The organism is Kitasatospora sp. NE20-6 (assembly GCF_045862635.1).
Genome location: NZ_BPRL01000077.1, coordinates 25,718 through 44,184, shown reverse-complemented (window position 1 = coordinate 44,184; position 18,467 = coordinate 25,718). Strand labels below are relative to the sequence as shown.

The window sequence follows — 18,467 nt, the reverse complement described above, 5'->3', positions numbered from 1 at the left end:
CCCCGCGGGCCCCGGGGGGGGGGGGGGGCGCCCCCCCCCCCGGGGGGGGCCGGCCCCCCGGGGGGCCCGCCCCCCGCCCGCTGTTCGACCCGCTCCCCGGCTGATGCATGGCCGGGGAGCGGGGCTGGGGTCGGTCGGGTCAGAGGTTGGGCGTGCCGGCCGCGCGCAGCCGGGCCCGGCCGGCGTCGAACTCCCGGTAGGCGCTGCCGAGCTCCACCGCCAGCGCCGGCCAGTCCCGGTAGTCCTCGTACGCGAGGGTGCAGGGCCGGAGGCCGAGGTCGGGGTCGTCGACGTCGAGTCGGCCGCCGTGCTCGGCGACGTGGGCCAGGAAGGCCTTCGACTCGTCGATGATCACCGGGTTGTTGATCTGCCAGGTGCCGGTGGAGTACGCGTCCACCCGCCGTACGAGGCGCTCGTGCGCGGAAGCCGTCCACTTGAAGTGGTGCACCTGGGTGTAGAGGCTGCCGGTCGGCACGCCGCGGCCGGTCCAGCTGTTGTGCTGTCCGTAGCCGAGTTCGGCCCGGCCGCGGGCCAGCGTCACCTTGGTCGGGCGGGCCCGCATCAGCCGCAGGGTCAGCAGCCCCGCCAGGCCGTACTGCTGCCAGAGCGGGGTTCCGCCGGTCACGTCGGGTTCGGGGAACGAGCCGTCGGCCGCGACCCGGTCGAGGAAGGCGCCCTCGACGTAGTCGTAGTCGTGCCGCTCGCAGTGGCGGACGGCCTCGGCGAGGGTGTCCGGGTAGACCTGGAACTCGTCGAGGTCGGCGACGACCCACCAGTCGTCCGGGTGTTCGGCCATCGTCTCGCGGATCAGCCGGGGGTTCAGGTGCTCGTGCCACGGCCCCTCGGACATCCGGGAGAATTCCAGCCCGGCCCGGTGCATCACCTCGATCGATTCCGGCAGGCCGGGGTCGGACATGCTCTCCACATGGCGCACCACGTGGAATTCCTCCACCCCGAGTCCCCGGTAGTGGTCGAGGAACCTTTCCAGCAACGACGTGTCCCCGCCGACGACCGACACCATTCTGATGGTCATGCCCAGCGCCCTCCCCGAATCCGTTGAAATCGACGGGGAACGAATACCCCGTCGACGAACGGGTATTCTCCGCCGCCCCGTTCCGCCCACCCCGTTCCGCCCGTCCGGGCCGCCGGACCGGCCGCCGGACCGGTGCGGTGGGCGCCCCGCCGGCCGGGCGCCGGGGCACGACCGGGCATCGATCCGCACCCGGCCCTGGACAGCGGCATCCGACTGGGTCAGCATTCACCACCATGATCCCTCCCTCCTCCGCCCCGACCGCCGGGCACGCCCGGCTCCTGGCCGCCGTCACCGACGCGGCCGAGGACATCGCGGCGCTGCTGCGGTCGTGCGGCGACACCTCCGCGCCGATCCCCGGCGCCGAGTGGACGGTGGGCGAGGCCGCGGCGCACCTGGCCATGGCGAACGAACTGATGGCCGACCTCGCCGCCGGCGAACGGCGGACGTACGGCGACGGCACGCCGCAGAGCCTCGCCGCGGCCAACGCCGAGGCCCTGGCGGTGTTCCCGGAGCGCGACGGCCCCGCCCTGGCCGCGGAGATCACCCGGCATGCGCAGGCCTTCGGCGAGGCGTTCGCCCGCCGGTCGCCGTCCGACCCGGTGCTCACCCCGCTGGGCCCGATGGACCTGGCCACGCTGGCCTCGTACCTGCTCACCCACATGCTCGGCCACGGCTACGACATCGCCGTCGCGCTCCGCAGGCCGCACATGATCGACCGCCACCGGGCCGAGCTGTGCCTGCCGTTCCTCATGACCGCGATGCCCCGGGTCGTCGACGACCGCTCGTCGGCGGGCCACACCGCCCGCTACGCCCTGCGGATGGGCCGCGGCCCCCGCCTCACCGTCACCTTCACCGACGGCGCCGTCGAGGTGGCCCCGGGAACGGCCCCCCGCCCCGACTGCACGATCCTGACCGGGCCGGTCGCGTTCGTCCTGCTCGCGCTCGGGCGGTACACACCGGGCGCGGCCCTGGCCCGCGGCCGGGTGCTCGCCTGGGGCCGACGGCCCTGGCTCGCCCTGCGCTTCCCGCTGCGCTTCGCGGCACCCTGAGCCCGGACCTCTGACCCGAATCCGCAGGTAGTGGTGCGGTGCGGCGGCTGATACGACGACAGGTGTCCGTGCTGGTTTGAGATGATCGAGGTTCTCTACGCCTGATCGCTCTACCAGCAAGGACACCTGCCAGGTGAACAAGATATCGCGGCGCCGTACCGCCTTCCGTACGCCCGGTAGGCGTTGGACCCGGCTGAACGCCCAGCTGGGTGGGGTGGACGGGTCGCTGACCGAGAACGGCGGCCTGATGCTGGTCGCGGAACTGGACCGGGCGCTGGGCGTCACTGCCGCGCTGGATGCGGGGATCGGCCCGGTCAAGGCGCGTGAGCGCGGACTGTCGGGCGGGGAGTTCGCGCTGGCGCTGGCGGTGGTGCAACTGATCGGCGAGGACCATCTGGTCGGCTTCGACCGGCTGCGGGCGGACCGGGTGGGCGAGGGGCTGCTGCCCGCGCCCGTCCCGCCGTCCACAACGGCCGCCACGCTCGCCGCCCGGTTCGACCAGACCCGGCGCGAGGGCATCGAGACGGCGTGCGCGCAGGTCACCGCCCGTGCGCTGGCCGCGCTCCCGGTGGGCGAACGGGCCCGGGTGCTGGCCGGGCAAGTCACGATCGACCTGGACGCCAAGGACATCGAGGTCTACTCGACCCGCAAGGAACAGGTCGTCCGCTCCTACAAGGGCGAGGTCACGGGGCGGGTGCACGCCGCGCACTGGGCCCAGGCCGGCACCGCCCTGGCCGCCGACCTCCTGGACGGCCGCTCGGACGGCCGCACCCACGCCCCCGGCCAGATCGACCGGGCGGTGGACGCCGTGCGCACGGCCGGAGCCACCGGTCCGGTCCTGATCCAGGGCGATACGGGTTACTACGCCGGGAGGGTCGCCGGAAAGATCGCGGCCCGCGGATGCCTGTTCCGGCTCGGCGTCCCGCGCAGCCAACCACTGTGGCGGGCGGTTGCCGCCGTGCACGAGGACGACTGGACCGACGCCGTGGACTACCCGACCGCGCAGGTCGCCGTGCTGGACTACGCTCCACCCGGCTGGCCCGAAGACACCCGCGTGATCGCCCGCCGGGTGCGCTACGAGGCCGCCGAGCTGTCGGCGGACCCGCGCTCGCGCCGCTCGCGCACCGTCGGAAAGGACCAGCTCGCCCTGGTCCTGGAGGGCCTGGAGGAACAGGCGTACGCCTACTCGTTCATCGCCACCAACGAGCAGCTGGACCTGGACGAAGAGATCGCGACGGCGGAGTGGGAGTTCCGCCGCCGCACCCGGATCGAGGAACTGTTCCGCGACACCGCCCACGGAGCCGGGCTGAACCATCTGCCGTCCGGCTCCCACGCGGTCAACAGCATGTGGATGTGGGGCGCACTGTTGGCCTACAACCTCACCGCATGGCTGCAGATGCTCGCCCCCATCGGTCAGGCCCGCCGCCGCATCGCCACCGTGCGGCGTCTGCTGATCCACCGGGCCGCCCGCTGGACGGTCACCGCCCGCCGCAACGAACTCCGCTTCACTGCCGCGGCCGGTGAGCTGATCGCCAACACGCTGGCCCGGATCCGCGCCTACCGGCGCTTCCCGGCCACCTGACCAACCCGCCTGACCGGGACCGAACCACCCAACACCGCCCTGGAAAGCCGCCCACCCGGCACGACAGCCGGGCCACCGGCCTACCCGGACACCCCGAACCCGGGCCAACAGCCAGCACAGAGATCAACTGACCGGCCGGCAGCCATTACCTGCGGATTCGGGGCTGAGGCCGGACCTCTGACCCGGTGCGCCCGGGCCGGGGTCCGGGCGCCGTGCCGGGCCGGGGTCCGCGCGGGGCGGCCGACGGCCCTGGCGGCGGGTTCAGAGGCCCCTGGCCCCGTCGATCCGCTCGCGCAGCAGGTCGGCGTGCCCGTTGTGCCGGGCGTACTCCTCGATCATGTGGATGAGGACCCAGCGCAGCGACACCCTGCCGCGCCACGCGTCCTCGCCCTCGACGTCGAGGTGCGGCGCCTCGGCCGCGAAGCGGTCGGCGAACTCCACCTCGGCCCGCCAGGCGTCCCATGCCGCGGCGGCCACCGCGGGGTCGGGTCGGGCGCCGTCGAAGTCACCGTCGGGGTCGCCCGCCGAGGAGAAGTACGGTGGCGCGTCGTGCCCGGCCAGCACGCTGCGGAACCAGCGCCGCTCCACATCGGCCAGGTGACGGACCAGACCGAGCAGCGACAGCGTGGACGGCTCCACCGCGCGGTGGGACAACTCCGCATCCAGGCCTGCACACTTGAGCTGAAGCGTCGCCCGCTGGTCGCCGAGGACGGCGAGGAGCATGCGCCGTTCGTCACCGGTCGCCGGTGTGGTGAACCGGCGTCCGGGCCCGGCGCCGTCGAGGATCCCGGCCCGCCGCGCCCCCGCGACGGCGCCCTGCGGGAGGGGTCCGCGGCGGAGGGCCGCCTGCAGGAACCCGAGGAGATGGGCGTTGAACTCCCCGGGCTGCTCGACGTTCGGGAGGTGGCCGGCCCCGGCGACGACCGCGTACCGGGCGTGCGGCGCGAGCCGGTGCATGGACTCGGCGACGGCGGGCGGGGTGTGGACGTCGTCCTCCCCGACCACGATCAGCACCGGGACGTCGGCGGCCGCGAGCACTCCGCGGTGGTCGGGACGTTCGGCGCGGCCGCGCTGCGCCGCCGCTGCGCCGTGCGGATCGGTGGCCCGCATCATGGCGAGGACGTGCGCGGCGACGTCCGGCAGGGCGGTCACGTTGTACGGGGCGATCATCGTGTCGATCGCCTCGTGGGCGTAGCCGGCCATGCCCTCGGCGACCAGCCGGTCCGCCAGGCGGTGGCGGGCGGCCCGTTCCGCCTCGGTGTCCGCGGCGGCGGAGGTGTCGACGAGCACCAGTGCGGCGACCCTGTGCCGGTGACCGCGCAGGAACTCCAGGGCGATCTGGCCGCCCATCGACACTCCGCCGACGACGGCCCGGTCGATGCCGAGCAAGTCGAGCAGCGCGGCGATGTCGTCGGCGAAGTCGGCGAGGCTCACCGTGCCCGGGGTGACGGCACTCAGTCCGTAGCCGCGGAGGTCGGGTGTGATCACCCGGTATCCGGCCTCCGCCAGGCACGTCGTCTGCGGTGCCCAGAGTGTGCGGTCGAAGGGGTGCCCGTGGATCAGCACGACGGGCGGGCCGTCCGCCGGGCCGAACTCGTCCCGGTGCAGGCCGGTTCCGTTCATCGGGCAACCCCGTGGTGCGGGAGACAGGTCATGATGCGGTCCTCGGTGGTGTGGAAGGGAAGGAGGGTTCCTCCCCGGTCTGCGGGTGCGGCCGTTCCTTACGTGGCCAGGTGACGACAGGTCGGGTCACGCCGGTGGGGTGACGGGACGTCATCCTCCGACTGTTCCCGACGACGGTAGGGCGCTGCACGGGCCGGTGGGGCATGCACCGGTGGCGACCGGTCGGCGATGCGGGTAGCCGGCGGCCCCCACGGCCGGCCAGGAGCCGGGACCGCCCCCGCCGCGTCCGGTGCACGCACCCGGGAGGAAAACCGCGCGACCTGCACGCCCACGGCCTGTACGGTCTGTCGTGTCCGGGTGCGCAGGCCGGGGTTACTTCCTCTTCCCAAGGGGTGACCCGGGTTCGAATCCCGGCCGCCGGTCCGCCCGGCGGTAGCTCAGCGGCCCAGAGCGCCAATCGTCACCTCGGCCGACCTCGATCTCCGGACACACAACTTCACAGGTGCACCTCCCGGTGCGGACCGGCAGCCGGAAGGCGCCGTGCGCCGGTTCGGGAGGATGCGGCGCCGGGACGCCCGGTGCGCAGGCAGCGGATACTTCTTTGGTGAACGTCCCCCATGGGGGCGCCGGGTTCGAGCCCCGACAGTGCCGCAGCCGGTTCCGATCTCGGGCGTCCCACCATCGCGTCCCCGCCGCCCGGCCGCGGAGCACGGCCGCGGAGCACGGCCCGGCCGTACGGTCCGGCCCGACCCGGCACCGCATCCCGGCGGCCCCTCCTCGGTGAGCACGCCGCCCCGCACGGCATGACCCGGCGTACGGCCCCCGCGGACGCGCCCGGCACCACAGCGCTCGGCACCGCAGCGCCCGACACCGCAGCAGCCGGTCCGTAACCGGCCGGTCCGGAGGGGGCCGCGGACCCGGGCCACCGCGGGCCGGGACACGGGCCGATCCGTCCCGCCGTCTGACGCCCTGTCACCCGTTCTGCCGCCTGCCGTCCGACTTTCGCGGGCACGCCCCGCAGGCCGCCACGGGCCCGCGTACGAAGGGATCAGGAGCGGCCCGCCCGGCGCTTCAGGCGGGAGATGACGATCTGCCAGGTTGCCGAGGTGACGGACTGTCGGTTGCCTCTGGGGTGGAACCCCTCATGCCTCGGGCAGTCGGCCCGGAGCGTGCTCGAACAAAGGACACCCATGCACATCGCACGTATGGTCGCCGGCGCGTTCCTGGCGGTCGGCACGGTCGGCATCGCCGTCCCCGCGGCCGCCGCGGAGGCCGGGGCCGGCATCGAGATCAGTCCGGCGGTCGTCCAGCCCGGGTCGACCGTCCGGGTCACGACGACTGCCTGCGCCGCCGACATCACCTACGGCAAGGGCAACTCGGAGGCGGGCGGCGACTTCCATCTCACGGAGAGCGACGGCAAGGGCCGGCTGAGCGGCGAGTTCACCGTTCCGGAGGACACCGCTCCCGGTACCTACCAGGTCATCGCCAAGTGCCCGCCGCGGATCCAGACCAGCGGCACGGTCGAGGTCCGCGTCGAGGCCCGTACGGAGGGCGGCAGCGAGGGCCGGGGCGAGGGTCGCGAGGAGGGTCGTGGCGAGGGCCGTGAGGAGAGCGGCCGGCCCCACGGGGCGGTCGATGCGGGCGCCGGCGGCACCGCAGGCGGCGGCACCGGCCAGGTCGCCCTGGGCGCCGCGCTCCTCGCGGCCGCCGGCGTGGGCGGTGCGGTCCGTCTCCGCAACCGCCGCCCGCAGCAGGCTTCCTCCGGGCGCTGACGCACCGTCCGCCGCCGGGCCGTGACCCGGGCCCGGCGGCCCACCCCACCGCGAGACCAGGGACCGATCACCATGCCCGGCAAGAGCACCGGTGCGCGTCGGCGCGCACCCGCCCCTTCCGCCCTGCTCCTGGGCGCGGCCCTGGTGGCCGGTCCCTGGCTGATGGTCGACGGGGCCCGTGCGACGGCACCGCCGCAGCCGTCCGCGGCCCAGGCGTTCTCCCCCGGCCCCACCCTCGCGGGGACGCCGTCCGATCCTGCCCCGGACCCACCTCCGCCGGGGGCGGCCGCGCTGCCCCCGGCGGACCCCGTCCGGCTCCGCATCCCGGCGATCGGGGTGGACAGCCCCGTGACACGGCTGGGCCTCTCCCCGGGCGGCACGCTCACGCCCCCGCCCGCCGACGGTCCTGCCCTCGCCGGCTGGAACGGCGACGGCACAGCGCCAGGTTCCGCCGGGACCGCGGTGGTGGTCGGCCACGTCGACACCAGCCACGGGCCCGGCGTCTTCTTCGGCCTCGGCGCGCTCGGCAAGGGCGACACGGTCGAGATCGCCCGGACGGACGGACGCACGGCGGTCTTCACCGTCGACGCCGTCGAGGTCTACGAGAAGAAGGACTTCCCCGACGACAAGGTGTACGGCGCCTCCGGCACGCCCGAGCTGCGACTGATCACCTGCGGCGGCAGCTACAGCCCGTCGGCCGGTTACTCGGCCAACACCGTGGTCTACGCGTCGCTGACCGACGTGACGGGCTGACCTTCCGGCCCTCGCGGCCGACCGGCAGCAGGCCGCGCAGTCGCGGACGGTGTGCCGTCAGGGGCAGGACACGACGGCGACCGGGCACGACGGCGACCGGGCACCTCGGGGACGGGGCCCGTCAGGGCGGGGCACCTCACGGGCCGGGCACGACGGCGACCGGGCACGGCGCGTGGTGGAGCACCGCGTGGTCGACGGAGCCGAGCTGCAGGCCGCCGTGGCGGTGCCGGGGGTGCGCGCCGAGCACGACCAGGTCGGCCTCCGCGGCCGCGTCCAGCAGCACCGTGGCCGCCCGTCCCCGCACCGCCCGCCGCCGGACGGTCAGCCCGGTGGTGTCCGGGAGCTCGACCTCCGCCAGCACCTGGTCGGCGATGTCGGCCGGAGTGGCGGAGGTCATCAGGACGGACGTGCCCGACAGCAGGGAGTCGGGCCGCCAGGCGTGCACCAGGTCCAGGTCGGCGCCCCGCAGCCGTGCCTCCTCGACGGCGAACTCCGCGACGGCCCCGCCCGGGGTGTCGTCGCCGACCGCGAGGACGACCCGGCCGACGCGGCCCCCGGGCGCCGGTGCCTCCCCACGGACCACCATCACCGGGTAATCGGCCCGCGCGGCGACCTTGAGACCGACCGACCCGAGGAGCAGTCCCTCGAACCCGCCGCGGCCGCGGTGGCCGAGCACCAGCAGCGGCGCGAGACCGCCCAGCCCGAGCAGCGCGGGCACCGGGTCCTCGGGGACGACCTCCGTCGCGGTCACGACGTCCGGACGCCTCGCGGCCGCCCGGGCCTGCGCGGTGGCGAGCAGCTGCCGCACCTCCCTGCGGACGGACAGCGGCTCGTCCTCGTCGGGGGTGTCCCGCTCGTACCGCTCCCACAGGCAGGCGTGGACGAGCCGGAGCGGCACCTGCCGCAGCGCCGCCTCGTCGGCCGCCCGGTCGACGGCCCGCAGGCTCTCCGGCGAGCCGTCGACCGCCGCCACCACGCACCGGACCGCCATGTCCGCCGTCCTCTCGTCACCGGGCACCCGCACTCCCCCATCCTGGGCCGCGTCGGCGGAAGTCGGCGGCGGGACGCGCGGGGACCGCCCCGCAGAAGATCTTCCGGGCGTCCTGTCACATCTCTCCCACGCGATCCGTCGGAGCAGTGACGGCAACCGCCCACCACCGCAGAGGACGACGACCATGACCACCGACACCACCACCGACACCACCATCGGCGCCACCACGGGCGCCGACACCACCGCCGCCCCGCAGCAGTCCGCTTCGCGGATGTCCGACCCGACCGCGCTCGTGCCGGAGCTGAAGGACATCGGCGGGTGGCTGTTCCGCGCCACCGGCAACCACAGCGTGCCCCGGTCGACGATCGGCCTGGTCCACCTGCGGGCCGGACAGATCGTCGACAGCACCTACCTGACCGTGCTGCACTCCACCGGCCTGCGCAAGGCCGGCGAGAGCGAGGAGCGCATCGGCGCCGTCGCGGCCTGGCGCGACGCCACCTGCTTCACCGACGCCGAACGGGCCGCACTCGCCCTCGTCGACGCCGTCCTCCTGCCCTCCCCGGACGGCGAGCGGGTGCCGGACAACCTCTACGCCGAGGCCGCCCGGCACTACGACCCGACCGCGCTCACGACCCTCACCATCGCCATCGGCCAGGTCAACTTCTTCATCCCGCTCGCCCTGATCGGCAAGCCGCTGCCGGGCAGGTCGCCCGCCGAGCAGTGGACCTGACGGCCGGCCACCGGCCCGGCCCGGGAGCCGGGCCACCGGTGGCGGGCGCCTCACGGGGAGGGCGGGCCCCCGGACGGTGGCGTGGGCCCGCGGTGCCGGCCGGGGCCGCCCGGCCGGCGCCGCCCGGGGCGGGTCTTCACCGCGGGCCCGGTGGAGGGGAGCAGCACCGCGCAGACCGGGCACACGCGGTGCCGCCACCGGGCGGGCCACCAGGACTCCTCGGACGCGCCCCCGTGGGCCGGTTCGCGGGTCATGCTGCGGGTGGCCCGCCCGCACAGCGTCTGGACGACGTCGGGGGCGGCGGCGTGGACGCGCAGCACGGGCGCCGCCGCGCCCGCGGCGTCGGTGTCGCAGATGCGGACGTTCGACGGGGTGTCCAGTTCCAGCACGTGTATGAGGTCCATCGCTCCACGGTGGCCCGGGCCCACCCGCACCGCACCCGCCGTCGGGCCATCCGGCCCCACCGCGTGCCGGGGCCTCGCCCGGCTCATCTCCGGGTGAGCCGGGCGAGGCCCCGGCGGCGGGCGCGCCGGAGCAGGGCGGGCACCCGGCGCTCGGCCTCGGCGGCGTCCCCCTGCTGCAGGCCGTACAGCACGCCGAGGGCGAAGCCGTCGTCGCCGCCGCTGCCGAGGTCCACCAGGGCCGCGCGCGCGACGGCGGTGTCCTGGCGGTCGCCGAGGGCCTGCTGCAGGTCCTTCATCCGCCGGACGAACTTCTTCGCACGTTTCGGGGCGACCGGGCGGGCGCTCTCCGCGGCGTAGCGGGCCCGCTTGGCCGCCTTGCGCGCGCGGTGCAGCGCGGCGTCGCGCTCCGGCCCGGGATCGAGCCGGAGGGCCGGGTCGAGCCGCCGCACGACCCTGCGCTGTTCGCGGCGCAGGGTGCGGGAGAAGTACGCCGAGGCCTTCTTCCGCCGTGCTGCGGCGGTGAAGGGCGGGTCGGCGGCGAAGCGCTCGGCCTCGTCGAGCAGCCGGTGGTGGCGGGGGCCGTCGAGTTCGGCGAGCACCTGCTGCCAGGCGCGGTGGTACTGCCGGGCGTAGTGGGCGGTGATCCGGCCGCGCAGGGCGCCGCCGCGCAGCGGGCCGGGGAGGCGGTCGAGGGCGGCGACCAGCCGTTCGCCGAGCACCTCCTGGTCGCGGGCCCTGCCGAGCGTCCGTCCGAGCAGGCGCAGCTCCCCGGCGAGCGGGTCGGAGCGGCCGCGGTCGAGGAGCCGCCGGTGGGCCGTGAGGACGCTGCGCAGCCGGCGCGCGGTGACGCGCATCCGGTGGACGGCGTCGGGTTCGTCGAGGCGCACCCGCGGGTCGAGGTCGACGAGCGTGTCGACCAGGTCGCGGATGCGCGCGGCCACGACGGCGGCGGGGGTGCCCGCGGGCAGCCGTACGGGGGGCGGGTCCGGCGGGCCGCCCGGCGTGTCCGTCCGCCCGAGTTCGCCCAGGGCCCTGGCGAGCTTGGACGGGTGCGGGGAGCGTGCCAGGCCGCCGCCGGTGAACACCTCGTCGACGTGGTCGAGCAGGGCGGTGTCACCGTCGCCGAGTTCGATCTCGATCTCGTTCCAGGCGGCGGTCGCGGGCGTCCCGTGGCCGGAGCCGTCCGGCGGGCCGTTTCCCCCGCCCGGGTGGTCCACCGGGCCGGGGACGCGGGCCTCGACCGCGTCCTCCGTGATCTCCGCGAGGACGTGCCCGCCGTCGTCGAGGAGGTGGTGGCGGCGCCGGTGCGTGTGCATGCGGACGACCGGCCGCAGCGCGTGCCCCCGGGCGAACACGGCCACCCGGAGTGCCAGTTCCTCCGGCACCTTCGCGCCCGGCACCCCCGCGTCCGGGTCCGCACCGTTCGGGGCAGCACCGCCCGGGGCAGCGCCGTCCTGAGCCGTGCCGTCCGGGTCCGCGGCGTGGATCTCCTCGCGGGTGTCCGGGCCGCGCGGGAGCTTGAGGTGCCAGCCCTCGTCCTGGTCGCCGGTGCGGCGGCGCAGCGTGATGCCCCGGCGCAGCAGGGCGTGGTCGGCCGTGTCGTAGTAGACGGCGTCCAGCTCCTGCGGGTCGGCCGGCAGCACGCGCGCCACGCCCGGCACCCGGTCGAGGTGCTGCGGCAGCGGTCCGCCCTGGTACTTCCGCTCCTGCTCGATCTGGTCTGCACGCATGTTCCGCGTCTGCCCGTCCGCCGCCCGGGTACGCCCCCGGGCCGCCGCCGCCCCGACCGCGGGAAGGCGGCGGCCGGGGTGCCGGCCGAAAACCAGGTGTGCCGACGGCCTCGGGCTGCGAGGCTGCGCCGATGGATCACGAACAGTTCTCGGCAGTCGCGCACACCTCCCATCCGATCAAGGCCCCGCTGGACGACCTGTCGGTGCAGCGGTTGCTCGGGCGTGCCGTCGCCCGCCCGGGCTCGCGCGTCCTCGACCTCGGCTGCGGGACCGCGGAGTGGCTGCTGCGCGCACTGACCGCCCGCCCGGACGTGCTCGCCGAGGGCGTGGACGTCTCCGAAATCGCGCTGGCCACCGCCCGGGAGCGGGCGGTCGGCCTGGGGGTGGGTGACCGCCTCACCCTGCACCGCACCCCGGCCGCCGACTTCGCCCCGCCGCACCGGTTCGACACCGTACTGAGCGTGGGCGCCGTGCATGCGTTCGGCGGTCTGGTCCCCACGCTGGCGGCCGCGCGGGCCCACCTCGCCCCGGGCGGCAGCGTCCTGGTCGGCACCGGCTTCTGGCAGCGTCCGCCGACGCCCGAGGCCGTCGCGATGCTCGGTGACCTCGACGACCTCGCCGCCACGGTGGACCGGGTCGTGGCCGACGGCTGGACTCCTGTCGACGGCCATGTCAGCACCCAGCAGGAGCTGGACGCCTACGAGTGGGCCTGCTGGGGCACCCTCGCCGCCTGGGGCCTGGACCGGCCCGGCACGCCCGGTGCCGCGGACGCGCTCGCGTGGTCCACCGCACGACTCGGCGAGTGGCTGCACGACTACCGGGACGCCTGGGGCTTCGTCACCCTCGTCCTGCGTCGCGCCGTGGAGTGACACGGGCGGGCCGGTGCAGCGACCGCCGTACGGGGAGAAGGTCAGTCCGCCTGCGGCAGCCGGGCGTACAGGGTGCCGTCCTGGTCCGTCCGGGTGTCGAACCTCGGCTGCGGCGCCGTGGCGGGCCCGCGGACGTTCCAGCCGTCGGACAGCCGGAAGGTGCTGCCGTGCCACGGGCAGCGCAGGCAGCCGTCGGCCACGGTGCCGTCCGAGAGGGGGCCCGAGCGGTGGCTGCACCGGTCGGCCAGCACGTGCACCGCGCCGCCGGGCTCCCGTACGACCACCACGGGCACCTCGCCGGCCGTGCGCCGGCAGGGCTCGCCGACGGGGATGCCGTCCAGCGGTCCGAGCGGGTGCCAGCCCGGCCCGACGGCGTACGGCACCGGCTCGGCCTTGTTCGCCACGGCGGCCTGCCGGTGGGCGACGTGGCCGCCGACCGCGGCGCCCGCGCCCGCCACGGCCAGGCCCGCGAACCCCAGCGCCCGGCCGAGGGAGTGCCGGCCGAGGGAGCGCGCCGCCCACGAGGTGCCGTAGAGGCCGGCCGCCGTCGCCATCGAGGCCGCGTGGACCAGGCCGGTGCGCAGTTGCGGGTCGTGCTGCTCGGCCCAGTCGACCCAGCCGGACCAGGCGGTGGGCGCGGCGGCGACCGTGCCGAAGCCGACGAGCAGCCGGGCCTGGCGCTCCGACCCGCCGGCGAGGTCGAGGACCGCGGCGGACACCCAGGCGCCGAGGGACACGTGGACGAGGGCGGGGTGCAGGGGGTGTCCGAGCGGACGGCCGTGCAGCACGTCCCGCACCGGGCCGAGCGGCAGCGCCTTCACCGCTCTGCGGACCGGCCCGGTGAAGACGTCGAGTTCGTCCGCCTCCCCGACCGCGTCCAGCGCCCTGACCAGACGGTCGGCCGGGCCGTGCGAGCCGTCCGGCCGGGCGGCGGCCCTGATGCGTGCAGCGAAAGTGCCCATGGGACAACGCTGCACCCTCGCCGCTCCCCCGGCATCCGGCCGGCCACGGCGGCCGCGACCGCAGGCTCAGGCGCAGGCGCAGCCATAGCCGTGGCCGTGGCCGTGGCCTCGACCGCAGCCGTGGCGGGACCGGTCAGACGGCGTCCGGCGGGATCTCGCCGGATCCGCGGACGATCAGGCGGGTCGGCAGGACCACCTGCCGCGGCGGCGAGGTGTCGCCCTCCAGACGCTCGAACAGCAGCCCGGCCGCCGTCCGGCCCAGCGCGTCCGGGTCCTGGGCCACCACGGTCAGCCCGGGCGAGAGGAGCGCGGCGAGCTCCAGGTCGTCGAACCCCACCAGCGCCGGCCGCCTGGACCGGCCGGCCAGGTGTCCCAGCGCGCCCACGGTGACCCGGTTGTTCGCCGTCAGCAGCGCGGTGACCGGTTCCGGCCCGGAGGTCAGCCGGGCGACGGCGTGGGCCACGCTCCGCGGGTCGGTGGGGCCGGTGACGATCCGGCTGCCGGTGACGGGCAGTCCGGCGTCCTCCAGGGCGGCGCGGTAGCCGCTCAGGCGTTCGGCGCACGTGTGCAGGTGCGGCAGGTCGCCGACGAAGCCGATGCGGCGGTGGCCGTGCCCGATCAGGTGCTCCACCGCCCGGCGGGCGCCGCCGGCGTTGTCGCTGAGCACGACGTCCGCCTCGATGCCGGTCGCGGGACGGTCCAGGAAGACGACGGGCACCCCGGCCGCCATCTCGGGCAGCAGGTAGCGGTGGTCGTCGCCGGCCGGTACCACCAGCAGCCCGTCCACCCGGCCCGCGCACAGCGCCAGGGCGAGTTCCCGCTCGCGCGGGGCGCTCTCCTCGCTCGAACCGGTGAACAGCAGCTTGCCGTGCGCCCGGGCGACCTGTTCCACCCCCCGCGACAGCGCGGAGGAGAACGGGTCTCCGATGTCCTCCAGCAGCAGGCCGATGCTCGCGGTGCTCCCGGTGCGCAGGAGCCTGGCGCTGTCGTTGCGGCGGAAGCCGAGCGCGTCGATCGCCGTACGGACGCGGACGACCATCTCGGAACTGACACCGGACTCGTCGTTGACGACGCGGGAGACGGTCTTGAGCCCGACGCCGGCGGCGGCCGCGACGTCCTTCATCGTGGGCCGGGCGGGCGGGCGGCTGCTCATGACCACCGAGCGTACGGCCCCGCGCCCTCCGACCGGACCCCGGGGCCACCGCTGGGCCGACTCCGGGCCCGCAGCAGGCCGGTGGTGCGAGGGTCCGGCCGCGTACGGGGGCGACACCGCCGAGAGGTGACCGCCCACCCCTGGACAACGTTGTCCGTGCACGTGAGAATCGACCGACCCGCGCCGGGCCCGCGGCCGGTCGGCGTCCGCGCGCCCCGCACAGCACCCGCGCAGCACAGCATCCGCCCAGCACAGCACCCGCAGCCACCGCACCACGACGGCCGGCCGCCGACCGGAAAGCAGACCCCACCATGAGCACTCCTGCCCGCCCCGGCCCGACCGCGGGTCTCCGCTTCCCCGCAGGCTTCCGCTGGGGGGCGGCCACGTCGGCCTACCAGATCGAGGGCGCCGTCGCCGAGGACGGCCGGGCGCCGTCCATCTGGGACACCTTCGCCCACACCCCCGGCCGGATCGCCGACGGCGCCACCGGCGACCTGGCCGTCGACCACTACCACCGCTACCGCGAGGACGCGGCGCTCATGGGCGGGCTGGGGCTGACGGACTACCGGTTCTCCCTCTCGTGGGCCCGCCTGCAGCCGGACGGCACCGGACCGGTGAACCCCCGGGCCGTCGACTTCTACCGCAGGCTGCTCGACGCCCTCGACGAGCAGGGCGTCGAACCGATGGCCACGCTCTACCACTGGGACCTCCCGCAGGCGCTGGAGGACGGGGGCGGCTGGCGCAACCGGGACACCGCCCTGCGCTTCGCCGACTACGCGGAACTCGTCCGCGACCACCTGGGCGACCGGCTGCCGACCGTCATCACCCTGAACGAGCCGTGGTGCTCGGCCTTCCTCGGCTACAGCAGCGGCATCCACGCCCCCGGGGTGCAGGACCCGGCCGCCTCCCTCCGCGCCGCCCACCACCTGCTGCTGGGGCACGGCCTGGCGACGGAGCGGCTCCGGGCCGGCGCCCACCCGCCGCTGGTCGGGCCTGCCCCGAACTTCTACCCCGTGCGCGCACTGACGGACGACCCCCGCGACCTGGACGCCGCCCACCGGATCGACCTGCTCATGAACCGGCTGTTCCTCGAACCGATCACCCACGGCGCGTACGCGCAGGACATCCTCGACCACGTCGACAGGACCGCCGGCACGTCCCACATCCGGCCGGGGGACGAGAAGACGATCGCCACCCCGATCGACTTCGTCGGCGTCAACTACTACAGCACCCACACCGTCAGCGGCGGCCACCCCGCCCAGGGGCCGAGCGCCTGGCCGGGGGCCCAGGACGTCGTCTTCCACCCCGACGGCGGACGCGTCACCGCCATGGGCTGGGACGTCCACCCCGACGGGCTGCACGCCGTGCTGCGGCGCATCACCGCCGACCACCCCGGCCTCCCCGTGTTCGTCACCGAGAACGGCGCCGCCTACGAGGACCTGCCCGGGCCCGACGGACACGTCGACGACCACGAGCGCATCGCCTTCCTCCGCGACCACCTCGCCGCGCTCCACCGGGCGATCACCGACGGCGCCGACGTCCGGGGCTACTTCCTGTGGTCCCTGCTCGACAACTTCGAGTGGGCCGAGGGCAACGGCAAGCGCTTCGGGATCGTCCGGGTCGACTACGGGACCCAGCGCCGCATCCCCAAGGCGAGCGCCGCCTGGTACGCCTCGGTGATCGCCGCCAACGGCCTGCCGTAGCAGGCGCGGCGGCCGTGCCTCCGGACCGGACCCCACCTGCCAGGCCGCGGCGCGGACGGGACCGGGCGGACCGGAGGCGCGGCCGCCGCTACGCCCGGAGGAACTCCAGCACGGCCAGCACCCGGCGGTGGGTGTCCTCGGCGGGCGGCAGGTCGAGCTTCATCAGGATGTTGCCGATGTGCTTCCCCACCGCGGCCTCCGACACCGCCAGCGCCCGGCAGATCGCCGCGTTGGAGCGGCCCTCCGCGATCAGGGCGAGCACCTCGCGCTCGCGCGGGGTCAGCCGCTCCAGCGGGTCGCGGCGCCGGCTCAGCAGGCGGCGCACCACCTCCGGGTCGACGACCGTGCCCCCGGCCGCCACCGCGGCGACCGCCTCCACGAACTCCTCGACCTGGCCGATCCGGTCCTTCAGGAGGTAGCCGACCCCGGCGCCGGTGCCGGAGTCCAGCAGCTGCGCGGCGTAGGAGCGCTGGACGTACTGGCTGAGGACGAGCACCGGCAGGCCGGGGCGTTCTCCGCGCAGGGCGACGGCGGCGCGCAGCCCCTCGTCGGTCTGTCCCGGCGGCATCCGGACGTCGGTGATGACGATGTCCGGCGCGTGCCCGGCGACGGCCGCGTGCAGGGCCCCGGCGTCACCGACGGCGGCGACCACCCGGTGGCCGAACCGGGCGAGCAGGCCGACGAGGCCCTCGCGCAGCAGGACGCCGTCCTCGGCGAGCACGACGCGCAGGGAGTCCGGGCCGCTCATGCCGCCGCGCCGATCGGCGTGCACGGGATCTCCATGCGCAGCAGGGTCGGCCCCCCGGGCGGGCTGCTCAGCAGGAGGGTGCCGTCCAGCACGGAGACCCGGTCGGCCAGCCCGGTGAGGCCGGATCCGAGCGCGGGGTCGGCGCCGCCTCGGCCGTCGTCGGACACCTCGATGACGAGCAGCCCTCCGGCGTGGCGGCCGTCGACCCGGGCGGATCCGGCACCGCTGTGCTTGGCGATGTTGGCGAGCGCCTCCGACACCGCGAAGTAGCCGGCCGACTCGACCGCCGGGGGCAGCCGCCCGGGCAGCTCGAAGCCGACCTCCACGGGGACGGGCGAGCGGTCGGCCGCGTCCGTGCAGGCGTCCGGCAGGCCGTGGTCGGTGAGCACCTGCGGGTGGATCCCGTTGATCAACTCCCTGAGCTCCTCCAGGACATGACCGGCCTCCCGGTGCGCGTCGGCGAGCCGCTCCGCGAGGGCGCTGCCCGGCTCGGCGTCCAGCCGGGCCAGACCGAGCGCCATCGCGAGCGCCACCAGCCGCTGCTGGGCGCCGTCGTGGAGGTCGCGCTCGATGCGCCGCCGCTCCGCCTCGAAGGCGTCCACCAACCGTGCGCGGGAGCTGACGAGTTCACCGATCCGCAGCTCCTGCCCGGCCGGGGCCAGCACGTTGCGGGCGAGGGCCGCCCGGCCGGCCGCCACCAGGGTCAGCGGATACCCGGCCAGGGCCAGGGCCGCGAACCCTGCGACCGTCAACGCCCCTGCCACCAGCGGGGAGTGGACCTGCCAGAGCTTCAGCACGTTCACCTGGTCACCGTCCGCGAGGAGCAGCGGCAGCGCGGCGATCAGGTAGCCCGGCACGGCCAGCGCACAGCCGGCGACGACCAGGTCGACCGGCCAGAGGACGAAGGCGGCGAGCACCGAGAAGCCCAGCTCCCGCCAGGTCGCCTGCTCGCGGTAGCGCAGCCGGAGCCAGGCCGTCAGGCCCGGCCGTCCGGGGACGAGGTGCGATCCGCCCGGCACCGTGTCGGCCAGGCGCGTCGTGCGCAGCAGCCACCGCTCCCAGGCCGCGAACGGCAGCCCGACCAGGGCCAGCGCCGCCAGCAGCGGCAGGCCGACCAGCACCACGGCCAGCACGCCGGCCGCCGTCGCCGCCACCAGCAGGCCCACGCAGAGCAGCAGCCCCGCGGTGCCGCTGGCCAGCAGGTAGCCCGCCGCCCGCCACGGCAGCGAGGTCCGGAGGAACGCCGGGTGCGCCAGCTCCCGCCACACGCCCGCTGTTCCGTCGCGCATCCGTCCCGCCCCGCTCTGCTCCGCCGCCCCGGCCCCGGCGGCCGTCGCGGCCTCCACCCTAGGCGGGCGCCGCGCC

16 protein-coding genes and 1 pseudogene are annotated in these 18,467 nt (G+C 75.8%); 7 read left to right on the top strand and 10 right to left on the bottom strand.

The window, feature by feature from the left end:
- Window positions 1–139: 139 nt before the first annotated feature.
- Window positions 140–1,033: a glycosyltransferase family 2 protein gene (locus SNE206_RS35270; protein WP_407917654.1), complete on the bottom strand. Its 894-nt coding sequence runs from the start codon at window positions 1,031–1,033 to the stop codon at window positions 140–142.
- Window positions 1,034–1,266: 233 nt separating this feature from the next.
- Between SNE206_RS35270 and SNE206_RS35265 the strand changes: the two genes are divergently transcribed.
- Both SNE206_RS35265 and SNE206_RS35260 read left to right on the top strand, forming a co-directional pair.
- The gene (locus SNE206_RS35265; RefSeq protein ID WP_407917653.1) at window positions 1,267–2,082 is read left to right on the top strand and encodes a maleylpyruvate isomerase family mycothiol-dependent enzyme; all 816 of its coding nucleotides are present in this window, start codon (window positions 1,267–1,269) and stop codon (window positions 2,080–2,082) included.
- Window positions 2,083–2,215: 133 nt separating this feature from the next.
- Window positions 2,216–3,664 (top strand): IS1380 family transposase, encoded by a 1,449-nt coding sequence (locus SNE206_RS35260; RefSeq protein ID WP_407917652.1) that lies wholly within the window; start codon window positions 2,216–2,218, stop codon window positions 3,662–3,664.
- A 261-nt stretch (window positions 3,665–3,925) separates the two neighbouring features.
- Here the strand turns inward: SNE206_RS35260 and SNE206_RS35255 are convergent, their stop codons facing one another.
- Together SNE206_RS35255 and SNE206_RS35250 are read right to left on the bottom strand one after the other, a co-directional pair.
- Window positions 3,926–4,387: a DinB family protein gene (locus SNE206_RS35255; RefSeq protein ID WP_407917657.1), complete on the bottom strand. Its 462-nt coding sequence runs from the start codon at window positions 4,385–4,387 to the stop codon at window positions 3,926–3,928.
- Between the two features lie 135 nt (window positions 4,388–4,522).
- Window positions 4,523–5,287, bottom strand: a pseudogene (locus SNE206_RS35250) (alpha/beta fold hydrolase); the annotation flags it as partial.
- Between the two features lie 1,190 nt (window positions 5,288–6,477).
- On the opposite strand from SNE206_RS35250, the gene SNE206_RS35245 reads away from it, so the two are divergent.
- The gene (locus SNE206_RS35245; RefSeq protein WP_407917651.1) at window positions 6,478–7,059 is read left to right on the top strand and encodes a sortase; all 582 of its coding nucleotides are present in this window, start codon (window positions 6,478–6,480) and stop codon (window positions 7,057–7,059) included.
- Window positions 7,060–7,131: 72 nt separating this feature from the next.
- On the top strand, window positions 7,132–7,812 hold the full coding sequence (locus SNE206_RS35240; protein ID WP_407917650.1) for a class F sortase: 681 nt from the start codon (window positions 7,132–7,134) through the stop codon (window positions 7,810–7,812).
- 136 nt (window positions 7,813–7,948) lie between these two features.
- On the opposite strand, the gene SNE206_RS35235 is transcribed toward SNE206_RS35240, so the two are convergent.
- Window positions 7,949–8,803: a universal stress protein gene (locus SNE206_RS35235; protein WP_407917649.1), complete on the bottom strand. Its 855-nt coding sequence runs from the start codon at window positions 8,801–8,803 to the stop codon at window positions 7,949–7,951.
- 271 nt (window positions 8,804–9,074) lie between these two features.
- Here SNE206_RS35235 and SNE206_RS35230 point away from each other — a divergent pair, with 271 nt between their 5' ends.
- Window positions 9,075–9,533 carry a carboxymuconolactone decarboxylase family protein gene (locus SNE206_RS35230; protein ID WP_407917656.1) on the top strand — a complete coding sequence of 153 codons (459 nt, stop codon included), beginning with the start codon at window positions 9,075–9,077 and terminating at the stop codon, window positions 9,531–9,533.
- A gap of 50 nt (window positions 9,534–9,583) precedes the next feature.
- Here the strand turns inward: SNE206_RS35230 and SNE206_RS35225 are convergent, their stop codons facing one another.
- Window positions 9,584–9,937, bottom strand: coding sequence for a hypothetical protein (locus SNE206_RS35225; RefSeq protein ID WP_407917648.1), 354 nt, complete (start codon window positions 9,935–9,937; stop codon window positions 9,584–9,586).
- Between the two features lie 83 nt (window positions 9,938–10,020).
- A complete protein-coding gene (locus SNE206_RS35220) occupies window positions 10,021–11,667 on the bottom strand; it encodes a CHAD domain-containing protein (RefSeq protein ID WP_407917647.1) in 1,647 nt (548 codons plus the stop codon).
- 131 nt (window positions 11,668–11,798) lie between these two features.
- On the opposite strand from SNE206_RS35220, the gene SNE206_RS35215 reads away from it, so the two are divergent.
- Window positions 11,799–12,536 (top strand): SAM-dependent methyltransferase, encoded by a 738-nt coding sequence (locus tag SNE206_RS35215; RefSeq protein WP_407917646.1) that lies wholly within the window; start codon window positions 11,799–11,801, stop codon window positions 12,534–12,536.
- A 41-nt stretch (window positions 12,537–12,577) separates the two neighbouring features.
- On the opposite strand, the gene SNE206_RS35210 is transcribed toward SNE206_RS35215, so the two are convergent.
- A complete protein-coding gene (locus SNE206_RS35210; RefSeq protein WP_407917645.1) occupies window positions 12,578–13,498 on the bottom strand; it encodes a Rieske 2Fe-2S domain-containing protein in 921 nt (306 codons plus the stop codon).
- Window positions 13,499–13,631: 133 nt separating this feature from the next.
- Window positions 13,632–14,657: a LacI family DNA-binding transcriptional regulator gene (locus SNE206_RS35205; RefSeq protein ID WP_407917644.1), complete on the bottom strand. Its 1,026-nt coding sequence runs from the start codon at window positions 14,655–14,657 to the stop codon at window positions 13,632–13,634.
- A 305-nt stretch (window positions 14,658–14,962) separates the two neighbouring features.
- On the opposite strand from SNE206_RS35205, the gene SNE206_RS35200 reads away from it, so the two are divergent.
- Complete coding sequence (locus SNE206_RS35200) at window positions 14,963–16,354, top strand: GH1 family beta-glucosidase (RefSeq protein ID WP_407917643.1); 1,392 nt, start codon at window positions 14,963–14,965, stop codon at window positions 16,352–16,354.
- A gap of 88 nt (window positions 16,355–16,442) precedes the next feature.
- Here the strand turns inward: SNE206_RS35200 and SNE206_RS35195 are convergent, their stop codons facing one another.
- Window positions 16,443–17,075: a LuxR C-terminal-related transcriptional regulator gene (locus SNE206_RS35195; RefSeq protein WP_407917655.1), complete on the bottom strand. Its 633-nt coding sequence runs from the start codon at window positions 17,073–17,075 to the stop codon at window positions 16,443–16,445.
- Window positions 17,076–17,098: 23 nt separating this feature from the next.
- Complete coding sequence (locus tag SNE206_RS35190) at window positions 17,099–18,391, bottom strand: sensor domain-containing protein (RefSeq protein WP_407917642.1); 1,293 nt, start codon at window positions 18,389–18,391, stop codon at window positions 17,099–17,101.
- Window positions 18,392–18,467: the final 76 nt, after the last annotated feature.